This is a genomic window from Halopseudomonas xinjiangensis (genome assembly GCF_900104945.1).
Classification (GTDB): domain Bacteria; phylum Pseudomonadota; class Gammaproteobacteria; order Pseudomonadales; family Pseudomonadaceae; genus Halopseudomonas; species Halopseudomonas xinjiangensis.
Map to the genome: position 1 here is coordinate 165186 of NZ_LT629736.1, position 15145 is coordinate 180330.

Consider the following 15145-nt stretch of genomic DNA (forward strand, 5'->3'; position numbering starts at 1 on the left):
CTTGATTACAAAAGGCGGGAAAAAGGGTTGACACGCTTTGCCGGGCCGGTAAAATGGCGCGCCTCAGCAGGGGATATGTGACAGCTTTACGGTCCCTGTCGAGGCGTTTCGAGATAATTCCGCGATAGCTCAGTTGGTAGAGCAAATGACTGTTAATCATTGGGTCCCTGGTTCGAGTCCAGGTCGCGGAGCCATCTTGTACGAGATCGGGGTATAGCGCAGCCTGGTAGCGCGCCTGCTTTGGGAGCAGGATGTCGGGAGTTCGAATCCCCCTACCCCGACCATTTTTATATGGGTCGTTAGCTCAGTTGGTAGAGCAGTTGGCTTTTAACCAATTGGTCGTAGGTTCGAATCCTACACGACCCACCACCTTCCTGTTTCACCTCCATCGTTGTGTGCCTGCGATCATAGCCAGGCAACCAGAACGAACTGATCCCACCTCGCAGAGACCAAGCAGATAGACCCTGGCTTGGAGAAGCACCGTTGGACCGTCTCGACATTGATATCGCAAGCCAGCTGGCGCAGTTGACCCTCGGCCATGTACGGCGCGAATACCCCCATTCGGAAAGTTTCCGCAGTCAGAACGTCGACGATCAACCCGGCGCCCCGGGCGATAACCATCCGATCTTCTATGGCAGCTACGATTGGCACTCCTGTGTCCATGGCCACTGGCTTCTGGCGCGCTTGCTGAGACGCTTTCCGGGGCTCCCTGAGGCTGGGCACATCCAGGCGCTCTTCGATCAAAGTTACACCGCAGACAAGGTCGCCGCCGAACTCGCTTTCTTCCAGAGGCCAGGCCGCGCTGGCTTCGAGCGTCCCTACGGCTGGTGTTGGCTGCTGAAGCTGTTTGCCGAACTGGCGCAGCTTGAGGATCAGCGATCCGGCGGTTGGCGCGACCAGCTGCAGCCGTTGGTTTATGAAATCGCTGATCGTTTGCAGATGTATCTGCCTCGCTTGCTCTACCCGATCCGCAGCGGGACGCATAGCAACACTGCGTTCGCGCTGTTGCTCGCGCTGGATTATGCGTCGCAGTTCGACTCGTCCCTGGCGGAGCTCCTCAAGGCACAAGCACGGCAGTATTACCTGAACGATGTCGGGTATCAGGGCTGGGAGCCGGGAGGGGAGGATTTTCTCTCGCCCGGGTGGCAGGAGGCGCTGTTGATGAAAGAGGCTCTGGGCGTGGAGTTCGCTGAGTGGTTCGAGGCGTTCCTGCCCGAGCTTGCGGCTGGGCGGCCAGCGCAGCTACTGATACCGGTAGAGGTATCCGATCGCAGTGACGGCCGGCTGGCTCACCTCGACGGCCTGAATCTGAGCCGCGCCTGGTGCCAGCGCCAGGTGTTGTCAGCACTGCCGGCGTCATACGCCGCGCGCGACACCATTCAAGCTTCAGCCACCAGCCACCTGCAGGCCGGCGCGGCGCACCTGCAGGATGACTACATGGGCGAGCATTGGCTCGCCACCTTCCTGGTGCTGGCCTTCGACGGGCTCTAGACGGTCAATGCAGTTTCAGGCGCGGCTCGGTGCTGCGGCCGATGCGATCACTAAGGATCAGCATCATCGTCCGTGGCAGGCCGTACAGCGCCATCTGGTGCATGCGGTACAGGGAGATGTAGAAGATCCTGGCGAGTTTCCCTTCGAGCATCACGCTGCCTGTCAGGTTGCCCATCAGATTGCCTACCGCATCGAAACTGGCCAACGAAATCAGCGAGCCGTAGTCCTTGTAGGTGTATTCCTGCAGCGGCTTGCCGTCGAGCATGCGCTTGAAGTTCTTCGCCAGCAGGCTGGCTTGCTGATGCGCGGCCTGGGCGCGGGGAGGTACCGTGCGACCTTCTTCGCCGGTAGGGCAGGCGGCGCAGTCACCAAAGGCGAAGATGCGTGGCTCGCCGGGTACTTGCAGCGTGCGGGTGACCACCAACTGGTTGATGCGATTGGTCTCCAGCCCGAGCCTGGTCAGAAAAGCCGGCGCCTTGATGCCTGCAGCCCATACTTTCAACGAAGCGGGGATACGCTCGCCATTGGCGAGTAGCAAGCCATCGGCTGTCACTTCCTTCACCGGCGATCCTGTATGGATATGTACGCCCAGATCGTTCAGCGTCTCGGTCACCGGCCCGCTGATGCGTTCCGGCAGGGCCGGAAGCACGCGGTCGCTGGCTTCCACCAGGTTGATGTTCAGATCTTCGGGGCGAATCCGATCCAGCCCATACGCGTGCAACATGCGCGCGGCGTGATTGAGTTCGGCGGCGAGTTCCACGCCGGTGGCGCCGGCGCCGATGATCGCGACGTTGATCGGCTCGCCGGGAGTATGCTCGATCGCCTGGGCTTTCATGTACTGGTTCAGTAGCAGCCGGTGGAAACGTTCGGCCTGGGCGCGCGTGTCGAGGAATAGGCAATGTTCGGCGGCGCCAGTGGTATTGAAATCGTTGGTATTGCTACCCACCGAGATGACCAGATAATCGTACCTGAGCTGACGTTCGGGGATCAGTTCGCCGCCATGTTCGTCCTTGATCGCCGCCAGGGTGATCTCGCGACGTTCGCGATCGAGACCGGTCATGGCGCCCAGTTGAAAGTGGAAATGGTTCCACTTGGCCTGGGCCACGTAGTTGAGTTCGTCTTCGGTGGAATTCAGTGATCCGGCAGCCACTTCATGCAGCAGAGGCTTCCAGATGTGGGTCATGTTGGCATCAGCCAGGGTGATGTGGGCGCGCTTTTTCTTGCCCAGCGTGCGGCCAAGGCGGGTGGCAAGTTCCAGCCCGCCGGCGCCGCCACCTACCACGAGAATTCGCGGGAGGGCGGTTTGCGTATCTGATTGCGACATTAACAAGACTCATCTTCTAAACGGAATCTGTCGTCAGTCGAGGACGTCCTACCCGAGGACGAGCGATGCCAATGCACGGGACAACAGGCCCAGACCGATAACGCTCGCGAGTATCACGGCGAGCAATACCCAGACTCGAAACGGCTTGCGTTCGACCTGGTGCAGCGGGGAGTTCAGGTATTCCTCGACCCGCTTCTGGTCTTCCGGATAAAGACGGCTTGGCATGGCATGACCTTTTTATGCTGATGTGCAGTACGACGCTGCACGGTAGGCTTGACTGACTATGCGGCCATTCTAGTATGCGGCCGGCAAGAATGCATCCGCCGCGCAAGGCAAGCGCCCAGACTGCGACGGAAGCGCGCAGTCGCGCTCGACGGATATGGCGGCTGCTACCATAACCGCCTGCTTAACGAGGACGGCGCATGCTTTCGGCGAGTTTGCTCACAACTGTGCAGGTGGTCCTGCTGCTGACCGTGCATGCAGCAGCGCTGCTGTATGCGCTGGCCCGCCTGCCCTGGATCGAGCTGGTGGCCGATCAGCGCCGGCAGCACCTGTTTTTTGGCAGCGTTTTCCTGCTTGCCGTGCTTTGGCTGCTGCGTCGGGATTTCGATAGCGGCCTGAGTTTTCATTTCCTCGGTCTGACTGCCGTCACGCTTCTGCTCGACTGGCCGCTCGCGGTGGTGGCCGGGACGCTGGCGCAGGTCGCACTGGTTCTGCTCGGTGTGGATGACGCCGCGGCTTTCGGTGCCAATGGGCTGTTGCGCATCCTGACGCCGGTGCTGATCACAGTGTTGATCAGCCAGGCGCTGGAACGCTTCAGGCCGACCAACCTGTTTGTATATATCTTCATCAGTGGTTTCTTCGCTGCCGGCTTCGCGGCGGTAGGCACCATGCTGATCGGAATGGGATTGCTGGCCTGGTCGGGAAATCTGGTCGCGCCGGACTCGATAATCGAGTGGTTCGGTTACATGTTGCTGGTGATGTTTCCCGAGGGTTTCATCAACGGCACGGCGATCGCTGCGCTGGTGGTGTTTCATCCGGACTGGGTGGAAACCTTCGACACCGATCGATACATGCAGGAGCCGTTCGACTCGGACGGCTGAGCATGAGCCAGATCAATATTCGCTGACGCAACCTGTGCTGCAATAGGTTTTTGCCCGGAGAATTGTCATGAGTGTCTACGCCCTAGCTCGATCGACCATGGAGCAAGCCCTGGAGCGCGCTGCAGCCCAGGGCTACAACGAACAGGAAATGGCTCGCGCGCTGATGAGCGAAGTCATCGCCGTTTACAAGCGTGACCGTAGCGCAGCGGACGTTGCCCACGAGCTGGGCTTTCTGGCCGATAATCTCGATGACGATGCCGACTACGCCTTCATGAGGCCCTGATTCAGGGCGTGGAAACCTCGATGGTGCCGTCCGCGCTTACGGTGACGTCGGCCTGCCCACCTTCTACCGATGGGGCCGACATTTCCCGGTCCGAGGCCATGCTCAGCTTGGCACCCCCACGGAACATCATCGGTGGCGGGGCGTACTGCGTATTCAGATTCAGGCTGACGATCTTGTAGCTGTTGCCGCCCAGTGCCTCGGTCGCGATGTCAGCCCGCGAGCGGAAGGCTTTCACCGCCTCCTTGATCAATTCGTCCTCGGTGTTTCGGCGGCTGCCCGGCGACAGGCTGAAGTCCATGCTGGCGAGCCTCAGGGAGCCGAGCAACTGGCCGGTAAGCTTCGAAAGCGCCGCGAAATCGGTACCTTCGAGGATGATTTCTCCGCGCTCGCGCCAGGCGACGATGTTTTGCCCCTTCTCGTCATAGACCGGGTGGCTGCTACGATTGCCGCTGCTCACGGTCACGCCGGGGGCGTTTCGCGCGGTTTTCAGGCTTTCATTGAGCTGACGGGTGATGCGCTCGGCGAGGGTGGCCGGGTCTTCGTGCTGGTCCTCGGTGAACAGGATCACACGCATGGTGTCATGGCTGACCGAGCGCTCGACTTCTGCGCGCAGCGAGACCTGGTTGTAACGTGGCTCTTCGGCCATGGCCTGGCCGCCAGCCAGTGAGAGTGCGAGCAGGCAGCCCAGCATGGAAAGTTGGCGCATCGGTGTTTCTCCTTGAACAGCAGGCGTTGACGAGGCTATAAGAGTGCGCGAACGATTGCGGCGCGGCGCACGTGCTGGTTGTTATGCCATGCTGTGAACAGTAGCGCCAGCTATCCCTGGCCAATGGAGCAAATCGTGCAGCAACGGTTTTTCAGTCCGAACGCCCTGGCGTTGTCACCATCGAGGCAGAATCTCTGGCGGTTGATCCTGATCCGGCTGCTGGTCTGGCTGGCGCAGGCTATATCGGTCGCCGGAGCCTATCTCAGTGGCTGGTTCCCGCTTCCCTGGGCGCCGCTGCTGATGACCCTGGCCGTGTCCGCAGCGGTCAGCATCGTAACGCTGCTCAGGCTCTCGCAGCGCTGGCCGGTCACCGATCTCGAGTACGGATCGCATCTGTTGTTCGACATGGTGATTCATAGCGTACTGCTCTACTACTCCGGCGGTCCGACGAACCCCTTCGTTTCCTATTATCTGGTTCCGCTGACCATTGCCGCGGCGACGCTGCCATGGTTCTACACGCTCTTTCTGGCCAGCGCCGCGGTCATCGCCTATAGCGCTCTGTTGGTGTGGTATCAGCCTCTCGATGCCTTCGAACTGCCTGCGGTGCCGAGTCTGGTCAACCTGCACGTCATCGGCATGTGGCTGAACTTCGCCATGAGCGCCGGACTGATCAGCCTGTTCGTGGTGCGCATGGCCGATGCCCTGCGCCAGCACGCCGAACGTCTGGCGGAGAGACGCGAGCAGAGCATGCGTGACGCCCAGCTACTCGGTATCGCCAGCGTCGCCGCCGGCGCCGCCCACGAGCTGTCCACGCCGCTGTCGACCATGAGCGTATTGCTGAAGGATCTGCGCCAGGACCATCCCGACCCCGAGCTGCAGGAAGATCTTGCTCTGCTTCAAGAGCAGGTCGCCCAATGCAAGCTGAGTCTGCAGCACATGGTGCGTACCGCCGAGGATCATCGCCGCCAGCCCCAACAGCCCGAACGCGCCGATAAATGGCTCCACGCGCTACTGACACGCTGGCAGCTGATGCGCCCCGAAGCCTCCTGGCAACTCAAGCCACTGCAGACCGAACCTGTTCCGAAGCTGCTTGCCGGTCCGGAGCTGAGTCAGGCCATTCTCAATCTGCTGAACAATGCCGCCGACGCCTGTGCCGAGGGCATCGAAATAACGCTGGTCTGGAACGCCAATCGGCTGTGGCTGCGCATTCGCGATCATGGTCCCGGCGTGCCCCTGCATATCGCCGAACAGCTTGGCACCGCGTTCCTGACCACCAAGGGGAAGAAGGGCTTCGGGCTCGGCTTGTTCCTCAGTCAGGCAGCTGTGGAGCGCCTCGGCGGTAGCGTCAAACTGTACAATCAGGACGGTGGCGGGACCCTTACCGAAGTGTCGCTGCCGACTGTCACGGAGAACGCGAATGAGCGATGAACTGAATCAGGAAGACCAGCCGCTGCTTCTGCTGGTGGACGATGACCCGACCTTTACCCGCGTCATGGCTCGCGCACTATCCCGGCGCGGACTGCGCGTCGAGACGGCAGGAGATGCCGAGGAGGCGATGGGGCTGGCCAGGCAGCAGCGGCCGGACTACGCCGTGCTGGACCTGAAGATGGAGGGTGATTCGGGGCTGGTTCTGCTGCCACGTCTGCTGGAATTGTACCCGGACCTGAAGGTGGTCATTCTCACCGGCTACTCGAGCATTGCTACGGCGGTCGAGGCGATCAAGCGCGGAGCCTGCAACTATCTTTGCAAACCGGCAGATGCGGATGACGTGCTGACTGCCCTGTTATCCGAGCAGGCTGATCTGGATAGTCTGGTGCCCGAGCATCCGATGTCGGTCGACCGGCTGCAGTGGGAGCATATTCAGCGCGTGCTGGCCGAACATGAAGGGAATATTTCCGCCACGGCCAGAGCCCTGGGAATGCACCGGCGTACCTTGCAGAGAAAACTGCAGAAGCGTCCGGTGCGCCGATAGAGCGAAGGCGCCGCCTGGGCGGCGCCTGTCGTCATGTCAGCTATTCTGACGAATACCGGTGATGACCCAGGGCTGATTCTCGCCAGCATCACGCTCCAGGCGCCAGCTTTCATCGAACCATTGACCCGAATCTTCCGGCGTATCGCGATCCAGACCGGTGAAGCCAACCGTGGCAATCGCCCGTCCGTTTTCCTCTTCGATTCCGTCCAGACGCACCTGTAGCTGCTCGACGAAGCCGTTGGCGGTCGGTGGCTCGGCGCGTCGCGTAGCAAGCATCTCCCGAAGCAGTTCCGGACTCATGTACTCAGCCATCCCAGCCTCGTCGCCGTCACGCCAGTGGCGCTGCAGGGTGAAGAAGTGTTCTTCCGCCCCGCGCAGGAACCGTTCCGCATCGAACCAGGCCGGTACGCGCGTTTCTACGTGGTGATTGCCGGCAGCCGAGCTTGCTGGCGCCGTCTCTGGCTCGGCCTCGCGCTGCCAGGCACCGGCCGGGGCATGTCCCGCTGGCACCGGATGTCGTTGGTGGGCTGCGGCGCTGCGGCGGCTGAAAAGCTTGAACAGAATGAAGGCGATCAGCGCGAACATCAGGATGTCGAACAGCTGAATACCTTCAAAGCCATCCCCGAACAGCATGGCGGCGAGCAGCCCTCCCGCAGCGATGCCGGCAAGCGGGCCCAGCCAGCGACGCGCGCCGGAGTTGGCAACCGTCTGGGAGCGTTGCTGCTGTTGTGCGGCGCGCTCGTCGCGCTGCTGTTGTTGCTGGCGTTGCTGCGCCGGCTGGCTGCGGTGCATCGGTGCCGAACCGAAGCTTTTGCCGCCGCCCATACGACGAGCCTCCGCTTCGGGGATGGCAACGCCCAGCATGAGAAACACAGTGAAAAAAGGTAATAGCCAGCGCATGGAAAACCTCCGGTTGGGATTGCGCAGCATATTGCCAAACACTATTGGGCAGCCGCCAGTTTTAATGTGTATCGTGGTGCTAACGTGATCCTTGCGTCTCCGGATGACCCGCCGGGGCGTGACTGGTTCAAGCCACCCGACAGCAAGGCGAGGACACCCATGTTTGCAGCTATGCGCGCAGAAAAGATGCAGGCGCTGCATCTGTTCACCGACCCGGCAACCGGACTCGAAGCGATTATCGCCATCCACAATACCCGCCTGGGCCCCGCCCTGGGCGGCAGCCGTTACCAGCCTTACAACAGCCTGACTGACGCCGTTGCAGACGCCATGCGTCTGGCTCGTGGCATGAGCTACAAGGCGGCTTTGGCAGGCCTGGAGCAGGGCGGCGGCAAGGCGGTGATCATTCGCAAGCCGCATGTCGATAACCGCGCTGCGCTCTTCGAAGCGTTTGGTCGTTGCATTGAGTCGCTGCGCGGCGGCTACATAACCGCAGTCGACAGCGGGACCAGCAGCGAGGACATGGACTGCATCGCGCAGGAGACCAGGCACGTCACCAGTACCACGGAGGCTGGCGATCCTTCACCCCACACGGCACTCGGCGTGTTGGCCGGGATTCGAACCGCGGCGCGACATCGACTCGGGCAGGAATCGCTCGCAGGCGTGCGGGTGATGGTGCAAGGGCTGGGCAATGTCGGTTACGCACTGGTCGAGTTGCTGACTGCCGAGGGCGCCGACGTGATGGTGGCTGACATCGATCCGGGGCGCGTACGGCTGGTGGTCGACGAGACGGGTGCGCATCCGGTCGCGCTCGACGCCGTCTACGAAGCGCCCTGCGACATTTTCGCTCCGTGCGGACTGGGTGGTGTACTCAGCGCTGCGCACATCGATCAGCTGCGTTGCGCGGCTATCGCCGGGGCAGCGAACAACCAGCTCGCCGAGCCGGGATCCGCTGACAGGCTGGATGGACGGGGCATTCTTTATGCGCCTGATTATGTGATCAACGCCGGTGGGCTCCTGCATGTTGCGCTCACCCACCAGGGCATCACGGCGAACCGTATTGCCGAGCGGGTCAGCGCCATCGGCAACCGGCTCGCCACGATCTTCGAGCAAAGCGCAGCAGAAGGGCGGCCGCCGTCGGTGATCGCTGACAGGCAGGCCGAAGTGATTCTCTACGATTGAAAGCGTACGCGGGTCAGGCCTTGTTCAGGCCGAAACGCTTGCGCAATCGAGCATCGAGCACCGAGGTCGGCAACCAGCGCTTGAGCGCGACCATGCTGCGACTGCTGGTGCCGATCAGCACCTCTTCCGGGCGAAGCGGATTCTTGATGTAACGCACCAGCTCCTTGGAAAAGTCCATCGCAGAGGTCGACGTGGCTCGCTGCGATGCCTTGGCGCGCGCCTGAACAGCTTTTTCCCATGGCTTGAACCAGGAGCTCTCGCTCATGGTGATGGCAGCGGTGGCGTTGTTGCCGAAATCCGAAGCGATCGCGCCAGGTTTGACCGTCATCACATTGATGCCGAACGGAGCCAGTTCCAGGCGCAATGCATCGGATAACGCGTGCAGCGCCGCCTTGGATGCGCAATACACCCCGGAGAACGGCGTGGTAGTGACGCCCGAGACGCTGCCGATATTGACTAACAGGCCATGGCTTTCGCGCAACAGTTCCGCAGTGGCCCGCACCAGTTGCAGAGGCGCGAATACGTTGGTTTCGAACTGCTTGAGCAGCGTTCCCCGGTCAGCGTCCAGGACCGGGCCCATGGCGCCGTAACCGGCATTGTTGACCAGTACGTCGAGCCGACCGGCTTCGTCCCTGAGCCGTTGCGCGCAGGCTTCGAGCTGCGCGGCGTCATTCACGTCAAGCGTGACCGGAATTGCCCCTCGTGAAACCAGTTGTGCGAGCGAGTCGGGGTTTCGTGCTGTCGCCCAGACCCGATAGCCCTCGTCGAGCATTACATGGGCGAGGGCCTGGCCGATGCCGGATGAGCAGCCGGTGATCAGTGCGACGGGTTGGCTCATTGTTGTTATGTCCTGTCTGTAGTGGAGATTAATCGAAATCGACGCGGATACGATCTGCGCGGTACTCCAGATCGCGGGCACGGTAGCCGCTACGTAGCCGAGGTGGCGGCAGGCACTGCTCGAAAGCTTCCCCGGCCGCCAGCTCGCGCTCGGTGCGATAGGTCGCCGCATCGCTGCTGCTATCGATCAGGTTGGTGCTGTATCCGGGCTGGACCGCGTGAAGCTCCCAGCTGATTTGCGCTGCGTCGCGGCCGCTCTGGTTGACCAGGCGTACCCGTATGGGTTGGGCCAGGTTGCACGCATGCGCATCGTAGCGAATGTCAAAGTCGATGCGTTCGACGCGCTGACCTTCCTGCCATTGCCAGAAGGCAGCGCCGCCAGCGAACACCGCGGCGACAATTAGCAGAACACCAGTAGCGCGCAGCATTACCCGGGGAAAGCGCACCAGCAGGAGCAGCCAGACGATCAACAGCGCGACGCCGAATGCCATGTCGTCTCCTATCGTGGTGGTAAACGTGTTCAGACTCTAACAGACACAGCCGCTCAGGGCACCGCATCGGCCTGCCAGCCGAATAATTCACAGGTGTTATGCAGGCACGCTTGGGCCAGTTCTTCTGCGCTTTCTCCGCGCAGATCGGCGAGCGTCCGGCAGATCTCGGGTAGGTATTCCGGACTGTTGCGCTGATACGCCTGAAAACTCGGCGCCATGTCGGGCGAATCTGTTTCCAGCACCAGACTGGATACCGGGAGGCTCGCGACGACGCGTCTCAGTCGACTCGCCTGCGGCCAGGTTGCGGCGCCGCCCAGACCGAGCTTGAATCCGAGCTTGATGTACTCGCGCGCCTCTTCGGTGCTTCCGGCGAAGGCGTGCACGATGCCAGCGCGGGGCAGTCGCCAGCGCTTGAGCGTGGCGATCATGGCCGCGTGTGCCCGGCGCACGTGCAGCAACACCGGCAAGTCATGCTCCTTTGCGAGCTGGAGTTGTGCCTCAAGCAGTCGCTGCTGCCGTTCGCGATCCAGATCCTTGAGGAAGAAATCCAATCCTATCTCGCCGACAGCGCAGCACTTTGGATGCGAGGCCGTACGGTCGAGCCATTCTTCGAGTTCGACGAGATGCTCCGGGAGGTGCTCATCCAGGTAGATCGGATGCATGCCGAACGCCGCATGCAGGCGTTCGTCGTTTCTGGCCAGGTGCCATGATCGCGACCAGTTCTCGCGCGTTACCCCCATGATCAGTACTCGACTTACCCCGCCGGAATGTGATCTGGCGAGCACTTCCTGACGATCGGCGTCAAAATCCGGGTAGTCGATGTGGGTGTGCGTATCGATCAGGCGCATAATTGACGCTCCTTGGGACGGCTTACACGCAGCATGCCATCGAAGCGGTTCAGCTGCCAGGCGCGAGCCTAGCCGCAAATGGTGTGGCTGCCAGCTCGAATGTCTCGCTCATGGCCCGTTTCGGCCTTCGTGTGCTGGCTGCTAGGAAGCGTTTAACGGCTTGGAATTTGGTATGCGCTTTGCTTGAGCCTCTCGGGTGCCACGTACTCATCCAGGATGGACGCGGCGCCGTTGTTTGATGTTCAGGCTGAGGCGGGCTCCGGTGGCGCTGTGTGTAAACGCCGGGCTCGCCTTTGTTGGCGCTCGTATCGCAAACGGAGTGTGATGAGAGATGCTGAAACTGACGACATTGAAACATTGCGGCTGGGGCCTTGTGGCCCTTGCCGTCGTTGGCGCTTTTTCTGGCGGCGCGGACGTCGAAACCTCGGACGCACTTTCTGATTCGCCGGCTGGATCCTTGTCCGGAGTCGGAGCGGTGGTGCGAGACGTGCAAGCTCGAGAAGAGGCGTCCGGTTGCCGGGATCCTCATCGCACGCGTGAGCCGAACAACAGCGTGACCACTCAGGTTATCTCGATGGCTTGCGCCACCGAAGATCGCGACTTGCTGGCGCTAGATCGTCCCGGTTTGACGCTGCAGCCCCTGGTCGAACCCGGCCCGGGGCCGCGCACCGAACAGCCGCCGCAAAGTATCGCGTTCTAGCGAGGGCGCCTTGGAGCGCCTCCCTGGTCAGCTCAACGTCGGTGAGCGAGAGGGTCAGTGGTGCTCGCGGGTAGCGCGGAACTGAACGTCAGGCCAGCGTTCTTCGGTCAGACTGAGGTTGACCCGCGTAGGGGCCAGGTAGGTCAGATGTCCGCCACCGTCGATGGCCAGGTTTTCCATGGCCTTGTTCTTGAATTCCTCGAATTTCTTCTTGTCTGTCGACTCAACCCAGCGCGCGGACCAGACGTTCACCGGCTCGTAGATGCACTCGACCTTGTACTCTTCCTTCAGACGACTGGCGACGACGTCGAACTGCAGCACACCGACAGCGCCAAGGATGATGTCGTTGCTGCGCTCGGGGAAGAACACCTGGGTCGCACCTTCCTCTGCCAGCTCCTGCAAACCCTGGCGTAGCTGCTTGGATTTCAGCGGGTCCTTCAGGCGGACCCGGCGGAACAGTTCCGGAGCGAAGTGCGGAATACCGGTGAAGCCAACGCTTTCGCCCTGAGTGAAGGTGTCGCCGATCTGGATCGTGCCATGATTGTGCAGCCCGATGATGTCGCCGGCCCAGGCCTCTTCCAGATGCTCCCGTTCGGACGCGAAGAAGGTCAGCGCATCGGCAATGCGCACTTCCTTGCCGGTACGCACATGGTGCAGCTTCATGCCCTTGTCATAGTGACCGGAGCAGATGCGCATGAAGGCGATCCGATCGCGATGCTTGGGGTCCATGTTCGCCTGAATCTTGAATACGAAGCCGGTGAATGTCTCTTCCGTCGGTTCGACACTGCGCTCGTGTGCCGGACGTGGCAAAGGCTGCGGTGCCCAGTCGACGATGGCATCAAGCACCTGTTCCACACCGAAGTTGCCCAGCGCGGTGCCGAAAAATACCGGCGTCATTTCGCCTCTGAGAAATGCGTCGCGATCGAACTCATGACAGGCGCCCTGAACCAGCTCCAGCTCCTCGACGAAGCCGTCGTACATATCGCCCAGATACTCGCGCGCGGCGTCCGAATCGAGTCCCTGAATGATCTTTTGCTCGGTCCGCTCGTGACCATGCCCCGGTTCGTAAATGATGATGGTGTCGGTGGCCAGGCGATACACACCCTTGAAATCGCGATAGCAGCCGATCGGCCAGGTAATGGGTGCTGCTTTGATTTTCAGCACCGCCTCGATTTCATCAAGCAGTTCGATAGGGTCGCGAATGTCGCGGTCGAGCTTGTTGACGAAGCTGACGATAGGCGTATCGCGCAGCCGGCAGACTTCCATCAGCGCGATAGTGCGCGGTTCGACGCCTTTACCGCCATCGAGCACCATCAACGCCGAGTCCACTGCGGTCAGGGTGCGATAGGTATCTTCGGAGAAGTCTTCGTGGCCGGGGGTATCGAGCAGGTTGATCATGCGGTCGCGGTAGGGGAACTGCATGACCGAGGTGGTCACCGAGATCCCGCGCTGCTTCTCCATCGCCATCCAGTCGGAGGTCGCATGCCGGTCGGATTTTCTTGCCTTGACGGTGCCCGCCACGCTGATCGCCTGGCCCATGAGCAGCAGGCGCTCGGTAATGGTGGTCTTACCGGCGTCAGGGTGGGAAATGATCGCGAAGGTGCGGCGCTTGGCGACTTCTTTGGCAGTGGCGTTGGACATGTCGGCTTCGGTTCTTGCTTGTGGCGAAGGCCGACAGGTTCGGCCGACCTTGCGCGGGAGATGAGAAAAATCGGTGCGTATTGTCGCGGATAAAGCAGGCCAAACAAAGCGAAAGTTATCGAAGTTCGTCGCCTGAGCATCGCCAGAACACAGTTCTTCGGCTAGGTTTTGCGTATGACCAACCGGACTATTTACGCAACTATCCCTGTATTGGCCTCGTTGTCGATCGACGAGACCCTGACCTTTTACAGTCAGCGGCTGGGTTTTGAAACACTGCAGCAGGAGGCGGACTACGCCGTCATGCAGCGCGAAGGGGCCGAGCTGCACTTCTGGCTGTGCGCCGAACGTCGCATTGCCGAACACACCTCCTGCTACATCCGGGTCGAAAGCACTCAGGCCCTGTACGAGGAGTTTCTGTCCAAAGGTCTCAACGTACAGCCTCCCACCGAGCGCGAATGGGGTATGAAGGAGCTGTACGTCATCGACCCGCACGGCAACCTGCTCAAGTTCGGCCAGCCGACACCCCCGCCACTCGACGAGGCGTGAGGCCCCGGCTGTTGTGTCACCTTGGCTCGTGGATTGGGCAGCCGTTATGTATCGATCGGAATCCCGCCGACATCTCGTAAGCCGGTTTGCGCGCCCGCATGATTCCACCGAGCGGGCGATGCGCGGCGAGTCCGTGCCAGGGGCTGAACGACATCCCATCGTCGATGCGTCTGGATAGCTCCTCCGACCAGGCCTGCTGAGGTTTCAGCTCGATACGGCCCACTGGGACGTATGGGCTGTGCTCGTCGGGCCACTGCACGGTTGCGTCTTCGATCGGCATTTTCTCCAGGTCGGTAGCCAGTTGCACACGGACCTCCCAGGTGCCGCCGTGGTAGGCGAAGTGTTCGGTGATTGCATCGCGCAAAGCGTTGGGGCTGTCCTTCAGTTCCAGAGGGGCATCCTTCAATGGCTGCAAGTCAGGCGACAGCGGTACCACGCTCAGCTTGGCGAAATACGGACCCCAAAGCAGCGGGACGACGCTGTAGTAGGTTTCGCCGAGCATGTTGGTGGCCGGGTGTCCGCCGAGACCCTTGAGCGTCGCGCTCTCGCCACCGGCTTTTTCGACCACCGATTCGGCGCCGCGCAGTACGGCGGACAACGCCTGCTTGGCCTGTGGCGCCTTGTCGGTGGTTTTGGCGAGGAGCTTCGAGGATCGCGAGAAAGCCTTGGTATCCGGAGCCATGAACACCGGCGCGTTGACCAGCACGAAATCCTGCGTAGTCGCCTCTTCGGCGCCAGGCAGTCGTTCGCCGGCAACCCGCATCACCTTCAGGGCCATGCCCCGCGGCGTCGATACCTTGTCATCGAGAATGTCGCCGGGATTGGTGGACAGGCGCATGATTACCGGGAACTGGCCCGGCTGGGCGAAGGCACCCTGGGCGAGTTTGCCGGGCAAATCGTCGAGGACCGTCAGCTCGCCTTCCAGCAGGCCATGGCTTTTGGCATGAACGCTGCGGATCGCGCGGCCGCCATCCGCATAGGTGGTCTCGAGAATTTGTCGTAGCGAGTCGATGATGTCCTTCTGTATCTCCGCTTCGTTGTCGTCGATCTGTTCAAAATGCGGCTCGAAAGCCAGGGGGCGAACCGAAAGCTGCGGCATGTGCTGTCTCCTTTGGACAAGGCGC

17 protein-coding genes and 3 tRNA genes are annotated in these 15145 nt (G+C 61.3%); 11 read left to right on the forward strand and 9 right to left on the reverse strand.

Annotated features, from left to right (window positions below):
- Positions 1 to 118: 118 nt before the first annotated feature.
- The 4 genes from BLT85_RS00765 (at position 119) to BLT85_RS00780 (ending at position 1491) form a co-directional block, all read left to right on the forward strand.
- A tRNA-Asn gene (locus BLT85_RS00765) sits at positions 119 to 194 on the forward strand.
- A gap of 13 nt (positions 195 to 207) precedes the next feature.
- Positions 208 to 284: transfer RNA gene (locus BLT85_RS00770), tRNA-Pro, on the forward strand.
- Positions 285 to 293: 9 nt separating this feature from the next.
- A tRNA-Lys gene (locus BLT85_RS00775) sits at positions 294 to 369 on the forward strand.
- Positions 370 to 483: 114 nt separating this feature from the next.
- On the forward strand, positions 484 to 1491 hold the full coding sequence (locus BLT85_RS00780; RefSeq protein WP_093391296.1) for a DUF2891 domain-containing protein: 1008 nt from the start codon (positions 484 to 486) through the stop codon (positions 1489 to 1491).
- Positions 1492 to 1495: 4 nt separating this feature from the next.
- On the opposite strand, the gene BLT85_RS00785 is transcribed toward BLT85_RS00780, so the two are convergent.
- Together BLT85_RS00785 and BLT85_RS00790 are read right to left on the reverse strand one after the other, a co-directional pair.
- Positions 1496 to 2815: an NAD(P)/FAD-dependent oxidoreductase gene (locus BLT85_RS00785; protein WP_093391299.1), complete on the reverse strand. Its 1320-nt coding sequence runs from the start codon at positions 2813 to 2815 to the stop codon at positions 1496 to 1498.
- Between the two features lie 48 nt (positions 2816 to 2863).
- Entirely contained in the window at positions 2864 to 3040 is a 177-nt protein-coding gene (locus tag BLT85_RS00790; protein WP_093391302.1) for a DUF3094 family protein, read from the reverse strand.
- Positions 3041 to 3237: 197 nt separating this feature from the next.
- Here BLT85_RS00790 and BLT85_RS00795 point away from each other — a divergent pair, with 197 nt between their 5' ends.
- On the forward strand, positions 3238 to 3918 hold the full coding sequence (locus tag BLT85_RS00795) for an energy-coupling factor ABC transporter permease (protein WP_093391305.1): 681 nt from the start codon (positions 3238 to 3240) through the stop codon (positions 3916 to 3918).
- A 67-nt stretch (positions 3919 to 3985) separates the two neighbouring features.
- Positions 3986 to 4201, forward strand: coding sequence for a hypothetical protein (locus BLT85_RS00800; protein WP_093391308.1), 216 nt, complete (start codon positions 3986 to 3988; stop codon positions 4199 to 4201).
- Between the two features lies 1 nt (position 4202).
- On the opposite strand, the gene BLT85_RS00805 is transcribed toward BLT85_RS00800, so the two are convergent.
- Complete coding sequence (locus BLT85_RS00805) at positions 4203 to 4907, reverse strand: SIMPL domain-containing protein (RefSeq protein ID WP_093391311.1); 705 nt, start codon at positions 4905 to 4907, stop codon at positions 4203 to 4205.
- A 135-nt stretch (positions 4908 to 5042) separates the two neighbouring features.
- Here BLT85_RS00805 and BLT85_RS00810 point away from each other — a divergent pair, with 135 nt between their 5' ends.
- Both BLT85_RS00810 and BLT85_RS00815 read left to right on the forward strand, forming a co-directional pair.
- Positions 5043 to 6335, forward strand: a complete 1293-nt coding sequence (locus BLT85_RS00810; protein ID WP_231701505.1) for an ATP-binding protein — start codon at positions 5043 to 5045, stop codon at positions 6333 to 6335.
- Complete coding sequence (locus tag BLT85_RS00815) at positions 6325 to 6879, forward strand: response regulator transcription factor (RefSeq protein WP_093391317.1); 555 nt, start codon at positions 6325 to 6327, stop codon at positions 6877 to 6879. The genes BLT85_RS00810 and BLT85_RS00815 overlap by 11 nt, the downstream gene beginning before the upstream one ends.
- A 36-nt stretch (positions 6880 to 6915) precedes the next feature.
- Here the strand turns inward: BLT85_RS00815 and BLT85_RS00820 are convergent, their stop codons facing one another.
- Complete coding sequence (locus BLT85_RS00820; RefSeq protein ID WP_231701506.1) at positions 6916 to 7779, reverse strand: Tim44 domain-containing protein; 864 nt, start codon at positions 7777 to 7779, stop codon at positions 6916 to 6918.
- A 159-nt stretch (positions 7780 to 7938) separates the two neighbouring features.
- Between BLT85_RS00820 and BLT85_RS00825 the strand changes: the two genes are divergently transcribed.
- Positions 7939 to 8958, forward strand: coding sequence for a Leu/Phe/Val dehydrogenase (locus BLT85_RS00825; protein WP_093391320.1), 1020 nt, complete (start codon positions 7939 to 7941; stop codon positions 8956 to 8958).
- Between the two features lie 13 nt (positions 8959 to 8971).
- Here the strand turns inward: BLT85_RS00825 and BLT85_RS00830 are convergent, their stop codons facing one another.
- Genes BLT85_RS00830 through BLT85_RS00840 form a run of 3 tightly spaced genes read right to left on the reverse strand, consistent with a single transcriptional unit; the run spans position 8972 to position 11134 of the window.
- A complete protein-coding gene (locus BLT85_RS00830; protein ID WP_093391323.1) occupies positions 8972 to 9796 on the reverse strand; it encodes an SDR family oxidoreductase in 825 nt (274 codons plus the stop codon).
- Positions 9797 to 9824: 28 nt separating this feature from the next.
- A complete protein-coding gene (locus BLT85_RS00835; RefSeq protein ID WP_093391326.1) occupies positions 9825 to 10286 on the reverse strand; it encodes a hypothetical protein in 462 nt (153 codons plus the stop codon).
- A gap of 53 nt (positions 10287 to 10339) precedes the next feature.
- Positions 10340 to 11134 (reverse strand): TatD family hydrolase, encoded by a 795-nt coding sequence (locus BLT85_RS00840; protein WP_093391328.1) that lies wholly within the window; start codon positions 11132 to 11134, stop codon positions 10340 to 10342.
- Between the two features lie 331 nt (positions 11135 to 11465).
- Here BLT85_RS00840 and BLT85_RS00850 point away from each other — a divergent pair, with 331 nt between their 5' ends.
- Positions 11466 to 11834, forward strand: coding sequence for a hypothetical protein (locus BLT85_RS00850; RefSeq protein ID WP_093391334.1), 369 nt, complete (start codon positions 11466 to 11468; stop codon positions 11832 to 11834).
- Positions 11835 to 11888: 54 nt separating this feature from the next.
- Here BLT85_RS00850 and BLT85_RS00855 read toward each other — a convergent pair whose 3' ends face one another.
- Positions 11889 to 13475, reverse strand: a complete 1587-nt coding sequence (locus BLT85_RS00855; protein WP_093391337.1) for a peptide chain release factor 3 — start codon at positions 13473 to 13475, stop codon at positions 11889 to 11891.
- Positions 13476 to 13649: 174 nt separating this feature from the next.
- On the opposite strand from BLT85_RS00855, the gene BLT85_RS00860 reads away from it, so the two are divergent.
- Entirely contained in the window at positions 13650 to 14021 is a 372-nt protein-coding gene (locus BLT85_RS00860) for a bleomycin resistance protein (RefSeq protein ID WP_093391339.1), read from the forward strand.
- Between the two features lie 16 nt (positions 14022 to 14037).
- Here BLT85_RS00860 and BLT85_RS00865 read toward each other — a convergent pair whose 3' ends face one another.
- Entirely contained in the window at positions 14038 to 15120 is a 1083-nt protein-coding gene (locus BLT85_RS00865) for a catalase family protein (RefSeq protein ID WP_093391342.1), read from the reverse strand.
- Positions 15121 to 15145 lie beyond the last annotated feature (25 nt).